Origin of the sequence: Streptomyces sp. NPDC050439 (assembly GCF_040655335.1) — a bacterium.
Lineage (GTDB): Bacteria > Actinomycetota > Actinomycetes > Streptomycetales > Streptomycetaceae > Streptomyces.
The window spans coordinates 585,258-608,126 of the sequence record NZ_JBFAJT010000006.1; the positions used below are offsets into that span (position 1 = coordinate 585,258).

The window sequence follows — 22,869 nt, forward strand, 5'->3', positions numbered from 1 at the left end:
CAGCCGCGTACGTCACCCGGTGACGGCGATGTGAATGTGTGAACCGAAGGGGCGCCTGTTTGTTCGGGCGCCCCTTCGGAGTGTCACACCGTCCGGATAGGCTGGACGGATGACGCGTGCCGAGCAGCCAACGGTCGGAAACCCGGCCCCCGACGACGCCCTGGTCGCAGATTCCCGAGAGCGTGCTGTCCGCGCCTTGCTGCGCGTGCCGCAACTGAAGCGGCTCTGGAGCGCCCAGCTCGTCGGCGGTGTCGGCGATGCCCTCGCCCTGCTTGTCCTGGTGGTGCTCGCTCTGCAAGCGGCCATCGCCGAAGGGGCGTTCGGGGGCGGTTATCGCGGGGTCGCTTTCGCGGTCACCGCGGTCTTCGGGGCACGCGTTCTCGCGACGCTGCTCTTCGGGGCGGTGCTGCTGGGACCGCTGAGCTCCCTCACGTCACCGGACGGGCCGCTCGACCGGCGCTGGACGATGGTCGTCTCGGACGGCCTGCGGGCCGCGCTCCTGATCGTCGCGCCGCTGTGGATCGACTGGACCCCGGACAACGCGCTCGCGATGCTGCTCGTGACCGCCTTCGTGATCGGCGTCGCCGAACGCTTCTGGACGGTCTGCCGGGAGAGCGCGGCGCCCGCGCTGCTGCCCGCCCCGCCCCTGGAGGGCGCCACGGTGCGGCCGCTGCCGGACCACATGGACGCACTGCGGCGCCTGTCGCTGCGTACGGGCTTCGTGGCGCTGCCCATCGCGGCCGCCGCGCTCGTCGCCGTCACGCTGATCGGGAACCTGCTGGGCGCCGGGCTCGACTGGTTCGAGGTGCACCAGGCGGGGCTCGCCTCGTTCGTCGCCGCCGGGCTCTTCGCGGCCTCGCTGTCGATCGTCTTCGTACTCGAACTTCCCGCCACACAGACGCCACGCGCGCGTAGCCCGCTCGAAGGGCTGCGCAGGCCGCGCACCGGCAGCGGCACCGACCGGGGCCGCACCGGCGCCATCCCGCTGCTCGTCGCCGCCTGCGCCGCGATCGCCGGGGCCGTCGCGGCCTCCGTCGCGGTCGCCGTGCTGCACGCCAAGGACCTGGACGGCGGGCCCGTCACGTACGGCCTGATCGTCCTCGCGCTGACCGGCGGCACCGTCGTCGGCATCCGTACGGCACCCTCGCTGCTGCCCTCGCTCTCGCGCCGCAGGCTGCTCGCGCTCGCGATCGCCCTCACCGGCGTCGCCCTGCTCGCCGCGGGCCTCGTGCCCGACGTGACGACCGTGCTGCTGCTCCTCGCGCTCGCCGGAGTGGCCGCAGGCATCGCCGCGCACACCGGGCACGCGCTGCTCGACCAGGAGGTCGAGGACTACCGCAGGGCGCGCACGACGGAGCATCTCCAGGCGGTCGTACGCCTCTTCGTCGCGCTCGGCGCGCTCATCGCCCCCGTGGTCGCTGCGGCGATCGGGCCGCACCGCTTCGTCAACGGCAAGTTCGTGTTCGACCACGGAGGCGCCGCCTTCACGCTGATGCTGGTGGGCGCGCTGCTCCTGCCGGTGGCCGCGCTGGTCCTCGCCAAGATCGACGACCGGCAGGGCGTGCCGTTGCGCCACGACCTGCGCGACGCGCTGCGCGGCGGCGACGACCCCGAGCAGGGGATCGCCGGCACGGGCTTCTTCATCGCCCTGGAGGGCGGCGACGGCGCCGGCAAGTCCACGCAGGCCGAGGCGCTCGCCGAGTGGATCCGGGCCAAGGGCCACGAGGTCGTCGTCACGCGCGAGCCGGGGGCCACGCCGGTCGGCAAACGACTGCGGTCGATCCTGCTCGACGTGTCGTCGGCCGGTCTCTCGCACCGCGCCGAGGCACTTCTGTACGCAGCCGACCGCGCCGAGCACGTCGACACGGTCGTCCGTCCCGCCCTCGAGCGGGGCGCGGTCGTCATCTCCGACCGCTACATCGACTCGTCCGTGGCCTACCAGGGCGCGGGCCGTGATCTGTCCCCGACCGAGATCGCCCGCATCTCGCGGTGGGCGACGGCCGGACTCGTCCCGCATCTGACGGTGCTGCTCGACGTGGCGCCCGAGGCGGCCCGCGAGCGGTTCACCGAGGCCCCCGACCGCCTTGAGTCGGAGCCCGCCGAGTTCCACGCGCGCGTGCGGTCCGGTTTCCTGACGCTCGCCGCCGCCGACCCGGGGCGCTACCTGGTGATCGACGCCGCCCAGGAGCCGGAGGCGGTCACGACCGTCGCCAGGCACCGGCTCGACCTGATGCTGCCGCTCTCCGAGGCCGAGGTGAAGGCACAGGAAGAGGCCCGCAAGGCGGCCGAGGAAGAGGCGCGCCGTAAGGCCGAGGAAGAAGCCGCACGCAAGGCCGAGGAGGAGCGGATCGAGCGCGAGCGCCAGGAGCAGCTCGCCAAGCTCCGCGCCGAGGAGGAGGAGCGCAAGCGCCGCGAGCTGGAGGAGGCGCAGCGCCGCGAGGCCGAGCGCCAGGCCGAGGAGGCCAGGCAGCGCGCCGAAGAAGCCAAGCGCAAGGCCGAGGAGGAGCAGGCCCGCCTGCTCGCCGAGGAGAAGGTGCGGGCGGCGGAGGAGGCGCGGCGCCGCCGGGAGGCGGAGGAAGAGGCGCGGCTCCGGGCCGAGGCCGAGGCGCGCCGCCTGGAGAAGCAGCGCAAGGCGGAAGAGGCGCTGCTGCGGGCCGAGGAGGCGCGACGCCTCGCGGCGGCTTCGGCGGCGGCCGCTGCCGCGGCTGCGGCTAGCGCGGCGGCTCCGGCTCCGAAGGCTGCGCCGGCTCCGAAGGCCGCGCCGGCTCCGAAGTCGAGTCCCGCTCCGAAGGCGGCTCCTGCTCCGGAGGCGGCTCCTGCTCCGAAGGCGGGGCCCGCCCCGTCCGCGTCCAAGTCCCCTTCGGATGCCGTGCCGGACAACGAGACGACGATTCCCACGCCCGTCGTGAAGCCGGGTGCGTCCGCGTCGGCCGCCCACGCGCCGGGTGCGGCTGACGAGACCGCGGTGCTTCCGCAGGTGCAGGACACCCCCGGCACTCGCGGCACCCACGGCACCCGCGGCTCGGAGGAGACCGAGGTCCTGCCGCAGCCGCCGGTCCCGGGTGCCGCCGACGAGACGGCCGTACTGCCTTCCGTACGGGAGGACAAGGTGCCGCCGGGGTACTTCCGCGACGAGCGGCCCGAGGGCGGCAACGACCGCACCCGCGAGCTGCCCCAGGTAGACGAGAACGGGGAGCCCGTCCAGCGGCCTCGCTCGGACTGGGCGGAGGAGACTCCGCTGGACGATCTGCCCTCCCTGGCGGACGAGTTGCTGGGGGACCGGGACGACGACGAGGACGGCCGGGGCGACGGCCGCGGCGGCCGGGGGCGGAACAAGCGCTGAGCCCCGCCCGGCGAGCTGAACCTGGCCCGGCGAGCTGAGCCTCGCCGGGCGGGCGGACCGCGCTGGCACTGCGTCGGCACTGCGTTGGCGCCGCGTTGTCAGTGGCGTGCTCCACAATGAATTCGACAGCGTGACGTGACGTGCGGGGCGCGACGCAGGTGCAGGGCGGAGGCGGTGACCGATGACCGTATGGGACGACCTGGTGGGCCAGGAGCGGGTGAGTGAGCAGCTCGGCGCCGCCGCCCGGGACGCCGACACGCTGGTCACCGCCGTGGCCTCGGGCTCCCCGCGGCCCGAGTCGTCGAAGATGACGCACGCCTGGCTGTTCACCGGACCGCCCGGCTCCGGGCGGTCCACCGCCGCCCGCGCCTTCGCCGCCGCGCTCCAGTGCACGAGCCCGGACCGCGCGCTCGGCTGTGCCCCCGGCTGCGGCTTCTGCGACGGGTGCCACACGAGCCTGGTCGGCACGCACGCCGACGTCGAAGTGGTGCGTACGGACCTGCTGTCCATCGGCGTCAAGGAGACCCGCGAACTGGTCAGGCGGGCCCAGCTCTCGCCCGCCGGAGGCCGCTGGCAGGTCATCGTCCTGGAGGACGCCGACCGCCTCACCGAGGGCGCGGGCAACGTCCTGCTGAAGGCCGTCGAAGAGCCCGCCCCCCGCACCGTATGGCTGCTCTGCGCGCCCTCACTGGAGGACGTGCTGCCCACCATCCGCTCCCGCTGCCGCCATCTGACGCTGCGTACGCCTCCGGTGGACGCCGTCGCCGACGTACTGATCCGGCGTGACGGCATTGAGCCGGATGTCGCCTCCGCCGCCGCGCGTGCCACCCAGGGGCACATCGGCCGCGCCCGCCGCCTCGCGACCGACCCGCGGGCCCGCGAGCGCCGTGCCGCCGTGCTCAAGCTGCCGATGCGGGTGCAGGACATCGGCGGCTGTCTCAAGGCCGCGCAGGAACTCATCGACACGGCGGGCGACGACGCGAAGCAGGTCGCCGAGGAAGTCGACGTCAAGGAGACCGACGACCTCAAGGCGGCGCTCGGCGCGGAGAAGGGCGGCCGGATGCCGCGCGGCACGGCGGGCGTCATGAAGGAGCTGGAGGACCGGCAGAAGCGCCGCAGGACCCGCACCCAGCGGGACAGCCTCGACCTCGCGCTCATCGAGCTGACCGGTGTCTACCGCGACGTGCTCACCCTGCAGCTCGGCTCGCGTGTGGCCCTGGCCAACGTGGAGGTGCTCGACATGCTGGAACGCCTGGCGAACGGCACGTCCCCCGAGTCCACCCTGCGCCGCATCGAGGCGATCAGCGCCTGCCGCACCGCACTGGACCGCAATGTGGCGCCGCTGCTCGCGGTGGAGGCGATGACGGTGGCGCTGCGGGCGGGTTAGGGCGGGCGATGACGGTGATCGCGACCGTGGCGCTGGGGGCTGGGGGCTGGGGGCTGGGGGCTGGGGGCTGGTGGAGGCGGTTGGCGGGTCACCCGTACGAGCACATTGCGTAACGCGGCCAATGCGTAGCGTTAGTCTCGTTTGATGCGCATCAGAGGACTCCGCACCCCCGCGACCGTGTTCCTGGCCGCCGGACTGCTCATCTCCGGCTGCTCGGCCGGGAGCTCGACGGCGGACGCGTCCATGGCCGCGCTGCCCCGCGCCACCCCGCAGGAGCTGTCCCCGTACTACGACCAGAAGCTGAGCTGGCGCGAATGCGGCGTCCCCGGCTTCGAGTGCTCCACGATGAGGGCCCCGCTCGACTACGCGAAGCCGGACGGCCCGCAGATCAAGCTCGCCGTCTCCCGGAAGAAGGCCACGGGCCCCGGCAAGCGCCTGGGCTCGCTCCTGGTCAACCCGGGCGGCCCCGGCGGCTCGGCGATCGGCTACCTCCAGTCGTACGCGGCCCTCGGCTACCCCGAGGAGGTCCGCGCCCGGTACGACATGGCGGCGGTCGACCCGCGCGGTGTGGCCCGCAGCGAACCCGTCACCTGCCTGGACGGCAAGCAGATGGACGCGTACACGCAGACGGACGTCACCCCCGACGACAAGCGCGAGACCGCCGAACTGTCGGACTCCTTCAAGAAGTTCGCGGCGGGCTGCGAGAAGCACTCCGGCAAGGTGCTGCCGCATGTCTCCACGGTCGAGGCGGCCCGTGACATGGACATCCTGCGCGCGGTGCTCGGCGACAAGAAGCTGAGTTACGTGGGCGCCTCGTACGGCACGTTCCTGGGGGCCACGTACGCCGGGCTCTACCCCGACCGCGTCGGCCGCCTGGTCCTGGACGGCGCGATGGACCCGTCCCTGCCGGCGCGCCGCATGAACCGTGACCAGACGGCGGGCTTCGAGACAGCGTTCACGTCGTTCGCGAAGGACTGCGCGAGCCGGGCGGACTGCCCCCTGGGCACGGAGGGCGAGGCGGACGCGGGCAAGCGCCTCAAGGCGTTCTTCGACGAACTGGACCGCGCGCCGCTCCCCGCCGGCGACTCCGACGGCCGCAAGCTCGGCGAGGCGCTGGCCACGACCGGCGTGATCGCGGCGATGTACGACGAGGGCGCCTGGCCCCAACTGCGCACGGCGCTGTCCGCCGCGATGAAGGAGAAGGACGGCGCGCCCCTCCTCTCCCTCTCCGACAGCTACTACGAGCGCGACGCCGACGGGACGTACGCGAACCTCATGTTCGCCAACGCCGCCGTGAACTGCCTGGACCTGCCCCCGGCCTTCAAGACGGCCGCCGACGTGAAGAAGTCGCTCCCGGACTTCGAGAAGGCGTCCCCGGTCTTCGGCGAGGGCCTGGCGTGGGCCTCGCTGAACTGCGCGTACTGGCCGGTGAAGGCGACGGGCGAGCCGCACCGCATCAAGGCGGAAGGCGCGGCTCCGATCGTCGTGGTCGGCACCACGCGCGACCCGGCGACCCCCTACCGCTGGGCCGAGGCCCTGGCCGACCAGCTCTCCTCCGGCAAGCTGCTCACCTACGAGGGCGACGGCCACACGGCGTACGGCCGGGGCAGCAAGTGCGTGGACTCGACGATCAACGCCTACCTGCTGGACGGCAAGGCCCCGGACGACGGAAAGCGCTGCTCACAGGGTTGACGCGAGCCTGGGTGCTCCGCCCACCGGGGGTGTGCGGAGCACCCCCGGAAACTGTGTAGACTTGGCGTCGCTGCTGATCGCACCATAGGTGCGGGACGCGTGCGCCGCCTTAGCTCAGATGGCCAGAGCAACGCACTCGTAATGCGTAGGTCTCGGGTTCGAATCCCGAAGGCGGCTCTGTAGAAGCCCCAGGACTCACTCGCCGTGACCTGGGGCTTTTGCTTTGCCGTTTTGCGGGGTGAGGGCGTGGCTGGGCGTGGGTTTCTCAGCGGGCGTAGGTGCCCAGGCCTATCAGGCAGTAGACGTACTCGTTGATGGTCGAGCCGTTGAGGGTGTAGCGGTACGAGAAGGCGTACTGCGTTCTGGGGTTGTCGTCGCAGCGGCTCATCTCCGATGTCATGGGGATCGTCTGGATCACCTCGTAGTGGGCGTCGGACGCCGAGCACGACACCTCTTCCACGTCGTTGACCTCCTGCGCCGTCGTGGAGTCCGGCAGCGTGCCGTTGAGGCAGGTTCCCGACCTGAAGGGGGTGGGGGCCTGGCTCGTGGGGGTGGCTGTGGCGGCGGAGGTCGGGGTGCTCGTGTATGCGGGTGGGGTTGTGTTTGTGGGTGGGGTGTAGGGGCTTTGGCTTGTTGTGGGGGTGGGGGCGGCGTTGTCGGTGGTGGTGCCCGCGTCGTCGTCCTGTCCCTGGGTCAGCAGCAGGATGAGGGTGACCACGGCGCCGACGGTGCCCAGGGTTATCAGGCAGCCGCGGGCGGTGGAGCCGGGGCTGTTGTTGCGCGGCCGGGGGCTGGGCGTGGGGCTGGGGCCTGGTGTCGGCGGTGTGGGTTCGGGCATCGGGTCAGTATGGGTCCCGGGGGTGCTTTGGTGGAGTGGTTTTCTAGAAAAGTGCTCTAGAAGTGGCTTGGCTGGGCCCAAGGGGTGGGTGCTCTAGGCTGGGGGCACCATGAGCCCCAAGCAGCAACGTGGCGAAGAGACCGCCGACCGACTTTTGGATGCCGCGCTCCGGGTGTATGCCGACTCCGGAGAGCAAGGCGTGACCGTCGGTGCGCTCACCAAGGCCAGTGGGGTCAGCCTCGGGAGTCTCTACCACCACTTCGGCAGCGTCGACGGGCTCATGAGTGCCCTGCTGCAGCGCTGGCTCGGGCGGCTGCTCGTCGAGATGGCCGCTTCCGTGGAGCGGTCCCGTACGGCCAGGACCGGTATCCGCGCCCTCGTGCGTGCCTACCTGAAGTTCATCCAGGAGAACCCTGAGGCCGCCCGCCTCCTGCACTCCTCGTACGCCGACCGGCTAGGGATGGCGCAGGCCCGGCAGATCCGCGACGCCCAGGAGGCCAGGCTGTCGCCGCTGACCGCCTGGATGCAGCAGCACGTCGACTCGGGTGAGGTCGCCCCGCTTCCCATGGCCCTGCTCGAGGGGCTGGTCCTGGGGCCCGTCGTCGCCACTGCCCGTCGGTGGCTCGCCGGTTTCGACGACGTGGACCTCGATCAGGCCGCGCGTGTACTGCCGGAGAGGGTCTGGCGCTCGATCGTTCCTTGAGGGGCGCGGGGGGCGAGGAGTGAGGGTGGGCGGTCGGGTGGTCAGTGGCGTAGCGCCTTGCTGATTTCCGCCTTGGGGGTGCCGGAGAGGGAGCGGTTGCTGCGGGCCGTGCCTGACTTCGACTTGCCGGGCTCCACGTCGGTGATGTTGAGGACGGCCGTGTCCAGGAGATTGCCGTCGCCGTCACGGAAGTTGACGGAGATGGTGTAGTCCGCCTTCTTGTCCTTGGGGTTGGTGGCCGTGATCGCGGCTGTTGTTCTGTCGTCCTCCGACTTGGTGGGGCCGTCGACCTTTACGTCGCCCTTCGCGTCCACCCCGTCCTTCACCTCGGCCATCTTGGAGGAGGCGGCCTCCGTCGCGGACGAGACGGCTTCGCCCGCCTTGGCTGTTGCGGACGCGGCCCTGTCCTTGGCCTTGTCCACGTCGCTCTCCGAGCAGGCGGTGGTGGAGAGGGCGAGGAGGGTGAGGAGGGCGGTTGCGGTTGCGGCTGTGGTGATGCGGGTGGCGTGGGTGCGGGCGGGCCCGGTGCGGGGCGTCTTGGTGCGGTTCATGCGGACCACCTTCGGGGTGGTGGGGGGCGGGCGCGAGGTGGGGCGGGCCGTATGGGTGCGGCGTGAACCACCGCTCGTTCCTGCGGGCCAGGCGCGCTAGCGTCCCCACCCGCCAAGAAATCCCACCACCGCCGGGCAATCGGGTGCGTGAGTGGGAGAAATTTGCCCTAGCCGGGGCGGCGGTGGGTGGGGGAAGTGTGTTTGTGTCTGTGGCGGGGGGTGCGAGGATGCCGCGATGAGTGATGACGTTGCCGCTGTTTACGTTCGGTATGAGTCGCCCGCGCGCCATCAGCGGGGGCATTTCACCGGGGTGTTCGGGCTGGTCAACAACCTCGCCAAGGCGGGGAAGTTGACTGCCGAGCAAGAGCTGTTTCGGCGTACCAACAACGATTGGTACGACGGCGCCTATCCGGACCCCTCGACCGTTGACCCCACCGTTTACGACCACGAAGTGAACCCTGGTGCCGTCGCCTGGTTCAAGGTCTCCGCCACCCATCTCATAGAGCGCGTACCCGGCTATCTGGAGATTCTCGACGCGCACGGTGTCGAGTGTCGGGTGGTGCGGTCCTCGGATCCTGGGCGGGTCGTGTACGAGGACGAGTTTCAGGTCGTGGTCGTGCCTTACGAGGGCGAGGCGTAGGCGGCCGGTCCGGAGTTATGTGGATCCTGTCAGGCCGCTGTCCGATTCCGGTTAGGGCCCTGCGGGCCCGCTTATGCTCGACGCCATGTGCGCTTTTGTCCTGGTCGCGGAGGATGACGAGAAACAGGCCGAGCTGGTCCGCCGCTATCTGGAGCGCGAGGGCCACACGGTCGCCGTCGTCCACGACGGGCGCGCCGCGATCGACGAGGTGCGGCGCAGGCCGCCGGATCTGCTCGTGCTCGACGTGATGATGCCTCGCGTCGACGGGCTCGGTGTCACCCGCGTCCTGAGGGGAGGGGGTGGGGCTGGTCCCGCCGCCGGTTCTGCCCCCGCCCCCGGGATTCCGATTCTGATGCTCACCGCTCGGTCCACCGAGGACGATCTGCTGCTCGGTCTCGATCTCGGCGCCGACGACTATCTGACGAAGCCGTACAGCCCCCGTGAGCTGATGGCCCGCGTCCGTACGCTGCTCCGACGCTCCCAGGGCACGCACCATCCCGTCGTCGAGGGCGGTGAAGCCGTGCCGCGTGTGCTGCGTGTCGGCGGGCTCACCGTCGACCCGGTGCGGCACGAGGTGACCGTCGACGGGCGGCTCGTCGAGTGCACCCCGGGGGAGTTCGAGCTGCTCGCGGCGCTTGCGGCGGAGCCGGAGCGGGTGTTCACACGGCCTCAGCTGCTCGATCGTATTCATGGGTCGTCGGGGTACATATCGGTGCGCACCGTCGACGTACACGTACTGAATCTGCGCAAGAAGATCGAGGTCGATCCGCGCAGGCCGCGCCATCTCGTGACGGTCTTCGGCGTCGGCTACAAGCTCACGGGTGCGGCCTTCGGCGCGGCTCCCGGGGCGCCCCTCGGGGCGGCGGCGCGTCGTGGCGCGTGACATACCGTTCCGCAAGAGCCTGTTGCCCCGGCTGCTCGCCGTTTCCGTCCTCGTCTCCGTCCTGTCGATCGCCGCCACCGCCTGGCTCGCCGCCCAGACCACGTCCGGCGCCATCCGGCAGGAACAGGGGCAGGTGCTCGCCGACGACGCGCGTGTCTACGACGAGTTGCTCGGTCTCGCGGCGACCGCGCCCGGGTGGCAGGGTGCCGAGAAGACCGTGCGGGAGCTGGCCCGGCAGACCGGGCGGCGTATCACCCTGACCACCCAAGATCGTGTCGTCATCGCCGACTCGCGGAGAAGTGACGGGAGCCGCGCCGGTGTCGAGCTGCCCTCCAAGGCCTCGGCCGTCGTCGATCCGCTTGCTGTCGACGGGGCGTTGACCACAGGGGAGGGGAGCGTCCGCGAGGACACCGCGGGGCTCGATCGCATCGATCCGCGTGCCGTCGGTCCCTTCCGGCTCTCGGAGCGGGAGCGGGGCGAACTGGCGAAGGTGGCCGCTGATGTCGTCGGCTGCATGCACGACTTCGGGGTCGTCGCCCGGTCCGTCCAGGGGCCCGGCGGGCGTCCGCGCATCGAGGCCGCCAACGACCCGAACCGTTTCCTGGACTTCACCTGCAATGACACGCGGCTCGTCGTCCCGACCCGCACGGAGAGCAAGGCCCTCAAGAGGCTCAACGAGCTCACCAACGCGTGTCTGCGGCGCGGGTCGCAGCCGCCCGTCGCGGTCGAGCTCGATCTCACCTGGCGGCGGTCGGACGGAGGGGCGGGCCCCGCGCCGGGTGTCGTGGGTCCGCCCGTCGACTCGGGCATGCGTGCGGAGCCGGGGTTGAGGACAGAGGGGCGCGCCACCCCCACCCCCGAAGCCACTTATACGCCCGCTCCCAAGTCCACCCCCACCGAGCCGGGCGGCCGCGAGCCGGGCGGCCGCGAGCCGGGCGGCCGCGAGCCGGACGGCGCGGAATCGGACGGCTCCGAGTCGGACAGCCCCGCCGCCCGCCGTACCCCCACCGGGCCGGCCCTCCCCGCCGATCCCATGGACGGCACCCGCGTGGCCGACGCCAAGGCCGCCGCCTGTCTGGGCAGCGCCCGCCGCGAGCAGCTCGGCCCGTACGTATCCGCGCCCGCGCTCCTCTTCGTGACCTCGTCCGACGGTTCGCGCACCGCGGCGGCCCGCGCGGGCGAGACCCCGGGGTTCAGCCTCTCCCCGGCCAACACCGCCCGGCTCGCGGGCCTCTCGGCGGGCATCCTCGCCGTGACCGTCGCCGTGACCGCGTTCGCCGCGAGCCGGCTGACCCGCCCGCTGCGCGCGCTGACCACCGCGACGCAGCGGATGAAGACCGGCGAGGCCGCCGAACCCGTCAACGCGCGCTCGGCCGGGTCGGCGGGAGAGATCCGCCAACTCGCCGACGCCTTCAACGACATGGCCGCCCACCGCAAGGCCCTCGAGGATCACCGCAAGGCTCTGGAGGATCAGCGTCAGGCCATGGTGAGCGACGTCGCGCATGAGCTGCGTACACCGTTGTCCAACATCCGCGGGTGGCTGGAGGCAGCCGAGGACGGCGTCGTCGCCACCGACCCGGAGCTGGTCTCCTCGCTCCTCGAAGAGGCCGTGCTGCTCCAGCACATCGTCAATGACCTGCAGGATCTCGCCGCCGCCGACGCCGGCACCCTCCGGCTGCACCGCGAGCCCGTGCACGCCTCCGACGTCGTGGACCAGGTCGCGGCGGCGCACCAGGCGGGGGCGGAGGCGGCGGGCGTACGGCTGAGCGCGACGACGACCGGCGATCCCTGCTTCACCGCCGATCCGCTGCGGCTGCGCCAGGCCATCGGCAACCTCGTCTCCAACGCGATCCGGCACACCCCGGAGGGCGGCAGCGTCACGATCGACTGCCGCGCCACGTCCGACGAGGTGGTGGTGGAGGTCGCCGACACCGGTACCGGCATCGATCCCGACGACCTGCCGCACGTCTTCGACCGCTTCTGGCGCGCGGACAAGTCGCGTACGCGGTCCACGGGCGGCAGCGGGCTCGGCCTCGCGATCGTCCGGCAGTTGGTGGAGGGGCACGGCGGGACGGTGTCGGTGCGCAGTACGCCGGGGGAGGGGGCGGTGTTCACGGTGCGGGTGCCGTCGGAGGCGTCGGAGCCGGTGGAGGCGACGGAGGCTTCGGAGCCGGCGGAGGCGCTGGAGTCCTCGGAGCCGTCGGGATGAAGGTGGTTGGGTGCGGGAAGGCGGAAGGCGGAGGGGCGGTGCCGATGGCCCACGTGAGCGAATCGTGGGTGATCCGTGAGCAACTGGTGCCGGTATCCGGGGGCCGGAGCGTGGGGCCGAAGTCTGTGCGCCCGTGCGTTCCGCGTGGGGCCGATGGCGCGCGTGCGGCCGCTCTCGGTCCGCGGGCACCTTAACTCCCCCACCCCGTCAGGAAGTTAAGCGTGCCGCGCAGAAACCGAGCGGGCCCGACCGCTACGGTGACACTCCCCCGAGTTACGCGCTGAGCGCGAGTACCGGCGGGGCCGGGCCCGATGTTCTGATCCCATCAGGGCTCGCCAACCGATCGCTAACATGTGGCCAACGGTTGGCGGGAGATGGCGTGGACGTACGGTGCGATGGCGTGGACGTACGGTTCGACGGGTTGCGGTTCGGGCTCCTGGGTGCGCCTGCCGTGTACGACGCCAAGGGCGAGCCACAGCCGGTGCAGAGCGCCAAGGGCCGCGCCCTGCTGGCCGCGCTGCTGCTCGAACCGGGCCGGGTGGTGTCCGTCGGCGCCCTCAAGGACGCGCTGTGGGGCGGTGCCCCGCCCGCGTCCGCACACGCCTCCTTGCAGAATCACGTGACGCGGCTGCGCCGGCTCCTGGACGATCCGGGCCGGCTGCGGGCGGTGCCCCCGGGGTACCGGCTGCGGGTGGCCGAGGGGGAGTTGGACGTACGGGTCTTCGAACAACTGGTCGCACGGGCGCGGGCCGCGCACGCGGCGCGTGACTGGGACGGTTGCGCGGAGGCCGCGTCCGGCGCGCTCGGGCTGTGGCGCGGGACTCCGCTGGGCGGGGTGCCCGCGGATGCGGCGGGGCACGCGCTGGTACCGCGCCTCGATGAGGCGCGGCTCCTCGCCCTCGAACTGCGGTACGACGCGGAGCTCGCGTCCGGGGGTGGCGGCGGGGGGCTCGTGCCGGAGCTTGCGGAACTGGTCGCCGAGCATCCGCTGCGGGAGGCCTTCCACCGGCAGTTGATGCTGGTGCTGCACCGCACGGGCCGCCAGGCGGAAGCACTGGCCGTCCACCGCGAGCTGCGGCGCAGGCTGGTGGAGGAACTGGGCGTGGAGCCGGGCGCGTCCGTTCGGGACGCGCACTGGGAGATATTGCAGGAGCCTGCGGGCTCGGCGAGCGTGGCGGGCGGTGCGGGTGCCGTTTTTGGCGCGGAGCCTGCGGGTTTGGCGGGTGCGCCTGGTAGCGCGGGTGTAGCGGGTGCTGGGCGTGTTGCGGGTGCAGTAGGCGTCTCGGGCGTCTCGGGCGGCGCGGGTGACGCGGGCCTTGGGGGCGTTGCGGGTGCCGTGGCCTCCTCGGGTGGCCCGGCGGCCACCGCTGAGGCCGCACACGGCTCCGCACTCGCGTCCTGCTCCAGTCCCGCCGACGCCATCCACGCCCCGGATGCCGCCTCCGCCGCCTCGCCCGCCTCCGCCGCCACCCCCGCGCATCCCTCCACCCCACGCAACTCCCCTCACACACGTCCCGCGCAACTCCCGCCGTCCCCGCCGTACTTCACGGGGCGCGAGGACGTCGTACGCTCCCTGGCCAAGCTCCTCGCCGGGTCGGTCCACGGCAGCGGCAGCGACGACATAAGCAGCAGTGGCGGCAGCGGACACCGCAGCGGCGACGCCGACAGCCACGCCCGCTGCGACTCGCCCCCGCCTAGCGCCGCCCCCCAAACCGCCCCGCCTCCGCATGGCGCCGCCCCCACCCCACCCGTAGCCGTCCTCTCCGGCATGGCCGGAGTGGGGAAAAGCGCCCTCGCCCTGCACGTCGCGCACCGGCTGCGTGCGCGGTTTCCCGATGGGCAGCTCTACATCAATCTGCGCGGGGCCACCCCCGGCATGACGCCCCTCACGCCCATCCAGGCCCTCGCCGCCCTGCTCCGGGACCTCGGCGTCGATGCGAGTCATAGTCCCGAACACCCGGACGCGGCAGCCGCGTTGCTCCGTTCGTTGCTCGCGCCCACCCGCACCCTCGTGGTCCTCGACGACGCCGCGACCGCCGCGCAGGTGCGGCCGCTGCTGCCCGCGGGACCGGGCTGCGCGGTCATCGTCACCAGCCGTTCGCCGCTCACCGCGCTCGACGGGGCGGGACGTTTCCCGCTGGACCCGCTCTCCGAGGGGGACAGCGTCGCCCTGCTGCGCGCCGTCTCCGGGCGCGCGGGGCTCGACGAGGGGCACCCCCTGGTCGAACTCGCGGGCCGGCTGCCGCTCGCCCTGCGGATCATCGCGGCCCGGCTCGCCGCCCGCCGCGCCCTCACTCCCGACGCCCTCGCCGAACTCCTCACCGTCAGCGGCGGACGGCTGCACCACCTGGAGCACGACGACCTGAGCGTCCGGCGCTCGCTGGCCGTGGCCCTGGACGCGCTGCGTACGTCGGAGCGTGAGTCCGACCGGGACGCGGCCGCCGCTCTCGCCGCGCTCGGTGCCCTCGACCTCCCGGCGTACGGAGTCCCGCTCGTGGCACGCCTGTTGGGCGTGGAGGAGTGGCGCGCGGGCGCCGCGCTCGACCGTCTCGTCGACGTCGCGCTCCTCGACGAGACGGCCTACGGCCGCTATGCCCCGCACGACCTCGTACGCGACTTCGCGCGGGAGGCCGCCCACCAGGACGAGGCGCGGGCCGCGGACGTCGTGGACCGGGCCCTGCGGTGGTACGCGGAGTCGGCGCGGCAGACCCTGCTCGCGATCATGCCGGAGGGGCTCGACCGCGACGACCGGCTCGGGGAGCTCCCCGAGCGGCTGTCGGCACGGCATACCGCCGACGGCCGCCCGATACCGGCCGTGCCGCCGATGTCCACCGACGACGCCTTCGCCTGGGGCGACACCGAGCTCGCCAACGTCATCGCCCTCGCCGACCGCCACGGCCGCGAATCCGCCCTCCTGCCCGTACTCGTCCGCTGCTTCTTCTCGTACCTCAAGCGCCGTGGCCGCCTCGCCGAGGCCGACCTCCTGAACCGCCTCTCGGTGACCGCGGCCCGCCGTCGGCAGGACACGGCGGCCGAGGCCCAGGCCCTCACCGACCTCGCGGGGCTCAGCTATGTCTCGGGCCGCAGCGGCACGGCGCTCGACCTGATCGACGAGGCCCTCGACCTGTGGCGGTCGCTCGGCCGCACGTCGTGCGTCCACCGCGGCGTCATCAACCGCGGCCTCCTCCTCGAAGCGCTCGGCCGTTACGAGGAGTCGGCCGAGGCGCTGCGCCACAGCCTGGAGCTCGCCCAGGCCGTGGACGACCCGCTGAGCGAGGCGTTCGCCCTCAGCACCTTGGGCAACGTCTACGAGCACACCGACGCACGCGCCGCGATCTCCTACTACGAGCGGAGCCTGGCGATCGGCGAGACGCTCGGGCATGTGGGCCTGCGGCAGGAGCTCCACTGCGACATGGGCAAGGCGCACCTCGTCCTCGGCGAACCGGCTGTGGCGCTGGGCCACTTCGAGGAGAGCCTGCGCCTGCACGGCGAGGCCGAGGACTGGCACAACGAGTCCAAGGTGCGCCTCGGGATGGTCCGCGCCCTGCGCGAGATGTCCCGCACGCGGGACGCGGGGCGCGAGTGCGCCGGCCTGCTGGAACGCGCGGAGCAGCGGGCCGACGCCCACATGGCGGGTCTTGCCCGCCATCAGTGGGGGCTGCTGCTGTACGCGGAGGGGCGTGCGGATGAGGCGTACGCGCAGTGGAGGTCGGCGCTGGCGGCGCTGGACGGCACGGACAGCAGCGAGGTGGTCGGGGAGCTGAAGAGCTTGCTGGCGGGCTCGTCGGTGGCCTGAACTCGCCTGAGGTCAGGGCTACTTCGCGTCCGCGTAGCACTCCACCACCGCGACGGTGAACGGGAAACGCACCGGCGTATCGCCGAACGTGATGCGCCCCGCCAGGTCCCCGGCCGCGCGGATCGCCGCCGTGACCTTCTCGGCCTCCTCCTGCGGGCAGTGCACGATGACCTCGTCGTGCTGGAAGAAGACCAGTTCGGCGCGGAGTCCGGCCGCGGCGATGGACTGACGCAGCGCGGCCAGCATCAGCAGGGCCCAGTCGGCCGCGCTGCCCTGGACGACGAAGTTACGGGTGAAGCGGCCGCGGGCGCGGGTGTTGCTCGACGCGTACCCCGGGGTGAACTCGCCGTCCTGGGACGGGGCTTCGGCGGGGGCGTCCTGCGGGATGCCCGCCTCGTCGAAGTCGCCCGCCCCGGCCGCAGGCGGGCTCGTGCGGCCCAGCCAGGTCCGTACGAGGCGGCCCTCCTCGCCCGCCTTCGCCGCGTCGTCGACGTACGCGACCGCGGCGGGGAATCTGCGGCGCAGTGCCGCCAGGTTCTTCAGGCCGTCGCCCGATGTCTGTCCGTACACGGCGCCCAGGAGTGCGATCTTGGCGTGGTCGCGGTCGCCGGAGAACGCGCGGTCGGACAGGCGTGTGTAGAGGTCCTCGTGGCTGCCGGCCACCTCCATCAGGCCCCGGTCGCGGGAGATCGCGGCGAGGACCCGCGGTTCCATCTGGTCGGCGTCGGCGACGACCAGCCGCCAGCCGGGGTCGGCGACGACCGCGCGCCGGATGATCTTGGGGATCTGCAGGGCGCCGCCCCCGTTGGTCGTCCAGCGTCCGCTGACGGTGCCGCCCGGCGTGTACTCGGGCCGGAAGCGGCCGTCGCGCACCCAGTCCTGGAGCCAGCTCCAGCCGTGCGCCGTCCAGATCCGGTACAGCTTCTTGTACTCGACGAGGGGGCGCACCGCCGGGTGGTCGATCTCCTCCAGCTCCCAGCGGCGGGTGGACTTGATCCTGATGCCGGCCTGCGCGAAGGCCTTGATGACGTCGTTCGGCAGGTCGGGGCGTACGCGGCGGCCGAAGGCGGCGGAGATCTCGTCGGCCAGCTCGGCGAGGCGGCGCGGTTCGGCCGCGCCCGCGTTCCTGCCGCCGCCCGCATAGCGCTCGCCGAGGAGCTCGGTGAGCAGGGCGTGGTGGACGTCGGCGCGCCAGGGCAGGCCCGCCACGTTCATCTCGGCGGCCACCAGCAGGCCGGCCGACTCGGCCGCCGTGAGCAGCCGCATCCTGCCGGGGTGCTCGGCGGCCTCGTGTCTTCGCTGCTGGGCGGCATACACCTCCAGGAGGGCGTCGAAGGGGAGCGGGGTGCTGACGGGGGACGGCTCGAAGAGGGAGTCCTGGGCTCCGGGGGAGGCCGCTCTGGGGGGAGGGTCGGCCGGCACCGGGGCGTTGTGCAGCCGGGCCCAGGCGGCCGCGGCCGAGCGGGGCTCGCCGAGGCGGCCCTCGTGACCGAGGAGGAGGAGCTCGGCGTCCTCGATGTCGTAACACCGGTTCACCCGGACGCCTGCCGCGAGCAGCGCGGGATAGATCTCGGCGGTGGAGCGCCAGACCCAGCGGCTCACGTCGGGCCTGGCGCGGACGGCCGCGACGAGATCCCGCTCATGCCGCACCGGCCCCGCGGGCAGGCCGTCGTCCCCGAGGGGGGCAAGGGTGGCGCCACCGGCCTCGGTGGCGGCGATGGCCCACCTTTCGGTCATATGGCCGAGTGTGTCAGCAGCCACTGACAATGCGGGGGAGGGCGGCGGGGCGGGGGCTGGTAGGGCTGAGGGCTGGTGGGAATCTTCTTCGGGTTCAGGGGCGCTCTGGTCCGCGGGCCCGCGTCGATCTGGTCCGAGGGGTTCGCGTCGCTCTGAGGGCCCGGGACTGGCTGTCGAGGCCCCGGGCTGGGCTGCCAAGGCCCCGGGACCGGCTGCCGCATGTCCGGGGGCCGGAGTGCGGGGCACGACGTGCGCGCCCCGGCATGCGGGCTCGGTGTGCGGGCAGTCCGGTGTGTGGGGCACGGGGTGCGGGTGGCTCGGTGTGCGGGCGGTCCGGTGTGTGGGGCACGGGGTGCGGGTGGCTCGGTGTGCGGGCGGTCCGGCGTGTGGGGCCCGGTCCGACGTGCGGGGTCCGGCGTGCGCGCGCCCCGGCCTGCGCGCCCCCAGCGTGCAAAGGGCCCTCGCCCCCCGTCGCACCCCCAGCGTGCCAAAGGGCCCCCTCACCCCCGCCACCGCACCCCCAGCACCCCCGCCCCCGCTCCCACCACCGCGCAGACCCCCGCGGCCATCCCCACCATCTCCCACGGCACCGTGACCCCCGCCGGTGCCGACAGGCGGGTGAGGCCCGCGCTCAGTGTGCCCAGGTTGAGGAAGGTCACCGCCAGGCCCAGGGTCGTGCCCACCGCCACCGCCAGCAGGGACTCCCCGGCGACCACCAGCCGGACCTGCGTCCGCGTGGCCCCGGCCAGCCGCAGTGAGCGCAGTTCAGGGCCCCGGGCCGAGGTCGCCATCAGCAGGGTTCCCGCCAGGGAGATCGCCGTGTAGGTCAACGCGATGCCCAGCAGCATCAGCAGCCCCAGCCGTGTCTGCGGTTTCGTCGCGGGGTGCGTGTCCGTCAGCCATTCCTCCGCCGTGCGGACCCGGAGCTCGCCCGCGCCCCGCTCCCGCAGCGCCCCCGCCACCGCAGCCGGGTCCGCCCCGTCCCGTAGCCGCACGTCGACGCGGTCCACGGCCGCGCCCGCGCCCGCGTTCGCCGACGTGACGTACGCACCGTTGTCCCCGGTGCCCCGCGCCAGCACCGCGACGATCCGCAGCCGCGCGGGCCTGCCGTCCCCGAGCCAGACGTCGACCCGCTCGCCGACCCGCCGCCGCTCCCACTCCTCGTTGACGACGATCGACCGGTCGTCGAGGTCGCGTACATCCCCCGCCACCACCGGAAGCCGCGAGACCGAGGCGAACGCGGCCGGATCGCGCACGGCCCGTGCCTCCGACCGGACGAGCGCCGTGCCTTCCTCCCGTACGAACACGGCCGTGGAAGCGGACGGCGCGGCTACCGCCACCCCCTCGGTCCTCCCCAGCAGTGGCTCCCGATTCCTCAAGTCATCGCCTGTCAGGACCAGTTCGGCCCCGGTCCGCTCCCGTGCCTCCTCCGCCCTCGCCTCGCCCGCCGTCTGCGCCGAGCCGAGCAGCGATCCCGCGAGAGCCACCGTCACCAGGACGGGCGCGGCGACGGCCGCGGTGCGGCGCACGGAGGCCGCGGAGTTCTCGCGGACCAGGAGGCCGATCGCGCCGGGCAGGCGGACGGCGCGCAGAACGGGGCGTACGAGAAGGGGAGTGAGCGCGGCGAGCGCGGTGATCAGGATCATCGGCTGCGTCGTGTACGTCTTCCGCTTCATCAGCGCGGACGGATCGCTCCACAGCGTCCAGGCCAGCAGCCCGACCCCCGCCGCCAGCAGCGCGCCCCCCACGACACGGCGGCTCCACGGCATGACTCCGGTGTCGACGGACGCGTCCCGCAGCGCCTCCACGGGACCCACGCGCCCCGCACGCCGCGACGCGATCCACGCCCCGGAGAAGGCCACCGACACCCCGACCCAGAACGCGAGATGGAACGGCCAGACCGCCCCGCCGATCGCGAACCACTCCGGCGCGATCTCCGCGTCCACCAGGGCCTCGGCGAGTACCGGCGCGCCCCAGGCTCCCAGCACGCACCCGGCCCCGGAGGCCGCGACCCCCACCGCGAGCGCCTCCGCGAGCACCGTCCTGCGCACCTGCCCCGGTGTCGCTCCGGCCATCCGCAGCAGCCCGAACTCCCGCCGCCGCAGCGCCACGACGAAGGAGAAAGTGGACGCCGTGACGAAAACAGACACGAAAGCGGACACCCCGCCCGCCGTCCCGAGGAACGAGTTCACCGCCACCAGGGCCTCCGCGTCCCGCCCCGGCTCCGCATCGGCGAGCCGTCGGTCGCCCCCGGTCAGGACGCGCGCCCGGTCCCCGACGACGTCCCGCACCTTCCCGGCCGGGGCATCCACCCCCACCGCGTCCCTCTTCGCCCCGTCCAGACGCACCGGTCCGAGGCTTCGGAGGTCGCGCAGAAGTTCGATATCCACAGGGTGTGGATGAGCGAGCGGTTTCGATACGTGGGTGCTGTCCGGGCCGCGTCGCACCGGCACGGTCAGGGTGTTCTGGCCCATGACGACCACAGGCGACCCGGCGAACCGCACCGGCTCCCGCTCCGGCGCGCTGAACGTCGAGGCAAGCCCGAGCCCCATCGCGGCGGTGAGGGCCACGCCCAGCGCAACTGCGACAAACGCACCCAGAAGGCCGACCCATCGGCTACGGAGAGAGGCGAAGAACATCACCGACCACCCACGATCGCGGCATCCGCGTGCCCACGGAGGGACAGTCCGCCGCCCGCACCCGCACCCGCACTCGCACTCGCACCCGCACCCGCACCTGCATGTGCAGCCGCACCCGCACCCGCAGTCGCCTCAAGCCCCGCCATCCGCCGCGCCACTTCCCCCGCATCCGGCGCGAGCACCTCGTCGGCCACCTGCCCGTCCACCAGGAACACCACCCGGTCCGCGTACGACGCCGCCACGGGGTCGTGCGTCACCATCACGGTCGTCTGGCCTTCCCTGTCCACCAACTCCCGTAGCAGCGCGAGCACTTCGCGGCTGGTCGTCGTGTCGAGCGCGCCGGTCGGTTCGTCGCCGAACAGGACGGCGGGGCGGGTGACGAGTGCCCGCGCGAGGGCCACCCGCTGCTGCTGTCCGCCAGAAAGCTCTCCCGGGCGATGACGGGCTCGGTCGGCGAGGCCCACCCGGCCCAGCGCGTCCCCCACCTCCGTGCGCGAGGGCTTGCGGCCCGCGAGCCGTAGCGGCAGGCCGACGTTCTGCGCGGCGGTCAGCGACGGCAGGAGGTTGAAGGACTGGAAGACGAAGCCGATGCGGTCCCTGCGCAGCAGTGTCAGCCGCCGTTCGCTCAGCCCCGTCAGCTCCGTGCCACCCACCTCGACCGTCCCGGACGTCGGCCGGTCAAGACCGGCGGCGCACTGCAGCAGCGTCGACTTGCCGGAGCCGGAAGGGCCCATGATCGCGGTGAAGGTACCGGCACGCATCGCGAGGTCGACGCCGTCGAGGGCGGTCACGTCACGGTAGTGGCGGCGGACGGCGGTGAGCCGTACGGCAGTTGAGGTCATGCCCCAACCCAATCGTCCGCGGCCCCGCCGGGCACGACCACTGGGGGGCGTCCTGGGGGTATGGCCAGCCATACCCTTGACGTATGGATGATCCGGCGGCCGAGGTGACAGAGGTGATCGACAAGGCGTTCGCGGCGGCGCTGTACGCGGACGTGTACGGGGGCGGCAACGGCGCCAATGGGGGCGGGGGCGATGGTCTCGACACCGGTGCGTCCCTTCTCGCGGCCGCCCCCGATGCCGACGCGGAGCTGTGGCGCAGGGGCGAGGAGCTGGTGCGCCGGGCGTGGGAACGGGGCTGGCAGCCGGCGGACGTCATACGCATGGTCGGCCGCGCGCAGGACGACGTCGCCCATGGCGTCGACCGCGCGCACCTGACCCGGCTGGCCGCCGAGCTGATCACCACGGAGACCAGGCGGTACGGCGACACGCTTCCGCCGCGGTGGCACGGGCAACTGTCCGAGCTCACGCTCCAGTACGGCGACGCCGCCTCCCGGCCGGAGGGCTCGTCGACGGCGGGTACGAAGCCGGGAGGCTCGTCCTCGGGCGGCTCGTCTGCGGGGGGCTCGTCTTCGGGAGGACCGAAGCGAGGCGGCTCGTCCCCGTCCGGTGCGAGGGCGGATCGCTCGTCTTCGGGAGGGGCGAAGGCAGGCCGCTCGTCCCGGCCCTTGGCCGCCCCGAAGCTGGATCGCTTTTCGCAGGCCACCGTCACCCTTGCCCTCTACCGCCTCCTCCTGCGCCTCCCGGTGATCGAGCCCGTCGGTCCGGCTCCCGGTGCCCCGCTTCACGCGCCCCCGCCGCCGGGGCACGAGGAGCCCCGCATCCTCACCCGTATCCGCGCCCTGCTCGCGAAGGCCGAGGCCACCGGGTTTCCCGAGGAGGCGGAGGCGCTCACCGCCAAGGCGCAGGAGCTCATGGCCCGGCACACCATCGACGAGGCCCTGCTTGCCTCCCGCACCCACGCCAAGGACACTCCGGGCGCCTGTCGCATCGGTGTCGACGCCCCGTACGAGACGGCGAAGGCGATCCTCCTGGACGCGGTGGCCACGGCGAACCGTTGCCGTGCGGTGTGGAACGAGGCGTACGGTTTCTCGACCGTCGTCGGCTTCGAGACCGACCTGGAAGTGGTCGAACTCCTCCACACCTCCCTCCTCGTACAGGGGACGGCGGCGATGACGAAGGCGGAGGCGGGGCAGCGGGCGGGCGGCCGGAAGCGTACGAAGACGTTCCGTCAGGCGTTTCTCCTGGCGTACGCGAACCGGCTCGGGGCGCGGTTGGCCGCGGCGGCGGAGGATGTGACCGTGGGGTCGCCTGATGCGGGTGAGTTGTTGCCTGTGCTGGCGGCGAGGGACGTGGCCGTCACTTCCCGGGCGGAGCGGATGTTCCCTCGGACCACTACTACCCGGGTACGGGGTGCTGTGGATCGGGAGGGCTGGGAGCAGGGGGCGGCTGCGGCGGATGCGGCGGCGGTGGGCCCTGGGCGGGCTCGGCTTCCCTAGCGTTCCGGCTGCCCCGGGGTGCCTTCTTGCCGAACGGGCCTCTCCCACGCGTCCGGTGCCCGGGGTGTCACCTGGCCGAACGGGCCTCTCCCGCCCACCCGCCCGTTTGCCCC

14 protein-coding genes and 1 tRNA gene are annotated in these 22,869 nt (G+C 73.0%); 10 read left to right on the forward strand and 5 right to left on the reverse strand.

The features are described 5' to 3' along the window. Window positions 1-109: 109 nt before the first annotated feature. The 4 genes from tmk to AB0I66_RS27255 all read left to right on the forward strand — a co-directional run bounded on the left by tmk (window position 110) and on the right by AB0I66_RS27255 (window position 6,599). On the forward strand, window positions 110-3,343 hold the full coding sequence (gene tmk, locus AB0I66_RS27240) for a dTMP kinase (RefSeq protein ID WP_363210558.1): 3,234 nt from the start codon (window positions 110-112) through the stop codon (window positions 3,341-3,343). Between the two features lie 181 nt (window positions 3,344-3,524). Then, on the forward strand, window positions 3,525-4,730 hold the full coding sequence (locus AB0I66_RS27245; protein ID WP_363210559.1) for a DNA polymerase III subunit delta': 1,206 nt from the start codon (window positions 3,525-3,527) through the stop codon (window positions 4,728-4,730). Between the two features lie 144 nt (window positions 4,731-4,874). Further along, window positions 4,875-6,422 carry an alpha/beta hydrolase gene (locus AB0I66_RS27250; RefSeq protein ID WP_363210560.1) on the forward strand — a complete coding sequence of 516 codons (1,548 nt, stop codon included), beginning with the start codon at window positions 4,875-4,877 and terminating at the stop codon, window positions 6,420-6,422. Window positions 6,423-6,525: 103 nt separating this feature from the next. Then, window positions 6,526-6,599, forward strand: a tRNA-Thr gene (locus AB0I66_RS27255). An 88-nt stretch (window positions 6,600-6,687) separates the two neighbouring features. On the opposite strand, the gene AB0I66_RS27260 is transcribed toward AB0I66_RS27255, so the two are convergent. Beyond that, window positions 6,688-7,260: a hypothetical protein gene (locus AB0I66_RS27260; protein WP_363210561.1), complete on the reverse strand. Its 573-nt coding sequence runs from the start codon at window positions 7,258-7,260 to the stop codon at window positions 6,688-6,690. A gap of 109 nt (window positions 7,261-7,369) precedes the next feature. On the opposite strand from AB0I66_RS27260, the gene AB0I66_RS27265 reads away from it, so the two are divergent. Beyond that, on the forward strand, window positions 7,370-7,963 hold the full coding sequence (locus tag AB0I66_RS27265) for a TetR/AcrR family transcriptional regulator (protein WP_363210562.1): 594 nt from the start codon (window positions 7,370-7,372) through the stop codon (window positions 7,961-7,963). Between the two features lie 41 nt (window positions 7,964-8,004). Here the strand turns inward: AB0I66_RS27265 and AB0I66_RS27270 are convergent, their stop codons facing one another. After that, window positions 8,005-8,514: an FxLYD domain-containing protein gene (locus tag AB0I66_RS27270; protein WP_363210563.1), complete on the reverse strand. Its 510-nt coding sequence runs from the start codon at window positions 8,512-8,514 to the stop codon at window positions 8,005-8,007. A gap of 235 nt (window positions 8,515-8,749) precedes the next feature. On the opposite strand from AB0I66_RS27270, the gene AB0I66_RS27275 reads away from it, so the two are divergent. From AB0I66_RS27275 to AB0I66_RS27290, 4 genes are all read left to right on the forward strand, one after another. Beyond that, window positions 8,750-9,154 carry a hypothetical protein gene (locus tag AB0I66_RS27275; protein ID WP_363210564.1) on the forward strand — a complete coding sequence of 135 codons (405 nt, stop codon included), beginning with the start codon at window positions 8,750-8,752 and terminating at the stop codon, window positions 9,152-9,154. A gap of 85 nt (window positions 9,155-9,239) precedes the next feature. After that, window positions 9,240-10,037 (forward strand): response regulator transcription factor, encoded by a 798-nt coding sequence (locus AB0I66_RS27280; protein ID WP_363210565.1) that lies wholly within the window; start codon window positions 9,240-9,242, stop codon window positions 10,035-10,037. Next, entirely contained in the window at window positions 10,027-12,246 is a 2,220-nt protein-coding gene (locus tag AB0I66_RS27285) for an ATP-binding protein (RefSeq protein ID WP_363210566.1), read from the forward strand. The genes AB0I66_RS27280 and AB0I66_RS27285 overlap by 11 nt, the downstream gene beginning before the upstream one ends. A gap of 400 nt (window positions 12,247-12,646) precedes the next feature. After that, window positions 12,647-16,042, forward strand: a complete 3,396-nt coding sequence (locus tag AB0I66_RS27290; RefSeq protein ID WP_363210567.1) for a BTAD domain-containing putative transcriptional regulator — start codon at window positions 12,647-12,649, stop codon at window positions 16,040-16,042. 18 nt (window positions 16,043-16,060) lie between these two features. Here AB0I66_RS27290 and AB0I66_RS27295 read toward each other — a convergent pair whose 3' ends face one another. The 3 genes from AB0I66_RS27295 to AB0I66_RS27305 all read right to left on the reverse strand — a co-directional run bounded on the left by AB0I66_RS27295 (window position 16,061) and on the right by AB0I66_RS27305 (window position 21,260). Beyond that, window positions 16,061-17,779: a bifunctional 3'-5' exonuclease/DNA polymerase gene (locus AB0I66_RS27295; protein WP_363210568.1), complete on the reverse strand. Its 1,719-nt coding sequence runs from the start codon at window positions 17,777-17,779 to the stop codon at window positions 16,061-16,063. A gap of 500 nt (window positions 17,780-18,279) precedes the next feature. After that, complete coding sequence (locus AB0I66_RS27300; protein WP_363210569.1) at window positions 18,280-20,418, reverse strand: ABC transporter permease; 2,139 nt, start codon at window positions 20,416-20,418, stop codon at window positions 18,280-18,282. Beyond that, window positions 20,418-21,260, reverse strand: a complete 843-nt coding sequence (locus AB0I66_RS27305; protein WP_363210570.1) for an ABC transporter ATP-binding protein — start codon at window positions 21,258-21,260, stop codon at window positions 20,418-20,420. Before AB0I66_RS27305 ends, AB0I66_RS27300 begins: the two co-directional genes overlap by 1 nt. 83 nt (window positions 21,261-21,343) lie before the next feature. On the opposite strand from AB0I66_RS27305, the gene AB0I66_RS27310 reads away from it, so the two are divergent. After that, window positions 21,344-22,756: a DUF2786 domain-containing protein gene (locus AB0I66_RS27310; protein WP_363210571.1), complete on the forward strand. Its 1,413-nt coding sequence runs from the start codon at window positions 21,344-21,346 to the stop codon at window positions 22,754-22,756. Window positions 22,757-22,869: the final 113 nt, after the last annotated feature.

What these genes read in the sequence shown, in the direction of transcription:
- tmk (WP_363210558.1), top strand. Translation starts at nt 110, where the DNA reads ATGACGCGTGCCGAGCAGCCAACGGTCGGAAACCCGGCCCCCGACGAC.
- AB0I66_RS27245 (WP_363210559.1), top strand. Translation starts at nt 3,525, where the DNA reads ATGACCGTATGGGACGACCTGGTGGGCCAGGAGCGGGTGAGTGAGCAG.
- AB0I66_RS27250 (WP_363210560.1), top strand. Translation starts at nt 4,875, where the DNA reads ATGCGCATCAGAGGACTCCGCACCCCCGCGACCGTGTTCCTGGCCGCC.
- AB0I66_RS27260 (WP_363210561.1), bottom strand. Translation starts at nt 7,260, where the DNA reads ATGCCCGAACCCACACCGCCGACACCAGGCCCCAGCCCCACGCCCAGC.
- AB0I66_RS27265 (WP_363210562.1), top strand. Translation starts at nt 7,370, where the DNA reads ATGAGCCCCAAGCAGCAACGTGGCGAAGAGACCGCCGACCGACTTTTG.
- AB0I66_RS27270 (WP_363210563.1), bottom strand. Translation starts at nt 8,514, where the DNA reads ATGAACCGCACCAAGACGCCCCGCACCGGGCCCGCCCGCACCCACGCC.
- AB0I66_RS27275 (WP_363210564.1), top strand. Translation starts at nt 8,750, where the DNA reads ATGAGTGATGACGTTGCCGCTGTTTACGTTCGGTATGAGTCGCCCGCG.
- AB0I66_RS27280 (WP_363210565.1), top strand. Translation starts at nt 9,240, where the DNA reads ATGTGCGCTTTTGTCCTGGTCGCGGAGGATGACGAGAAACAGGCCGAG.
- AB0I66_RS27295 (WP_363210568.1), bottom strand. Translation starts at nt 17,779, where the DNA reads ATGACCGAAAGGTGGGCCATCGCCGCCACCGAGGCCGGTGGCGCCACC.
- AB0I66_RS27300 (WP_363210569.1), bottom strand. Translation starts at nt 20,418, where the DNA reads ATGTTCTTCGCCTCTCTCCGTAGCCGATGGGTCGGCCTTCTGGGTGCG.
- AB0I66_RS27305 (WP_363210570.1), bottom strand. Translation starts at nt 21,260, where the DNA reads ATGACCTCAACTGCCGTACGGCTCACCGCCGTCCGCCGCCACTACCGT.
- AB0I66_RS27310 (WP_363210571.1), top strand. Translation starts at nt 21,344, where the DNA reads ATGGATGATCCGGCGGCCGAGGTGACAGAGGTGATCGACAAGGCGTTC.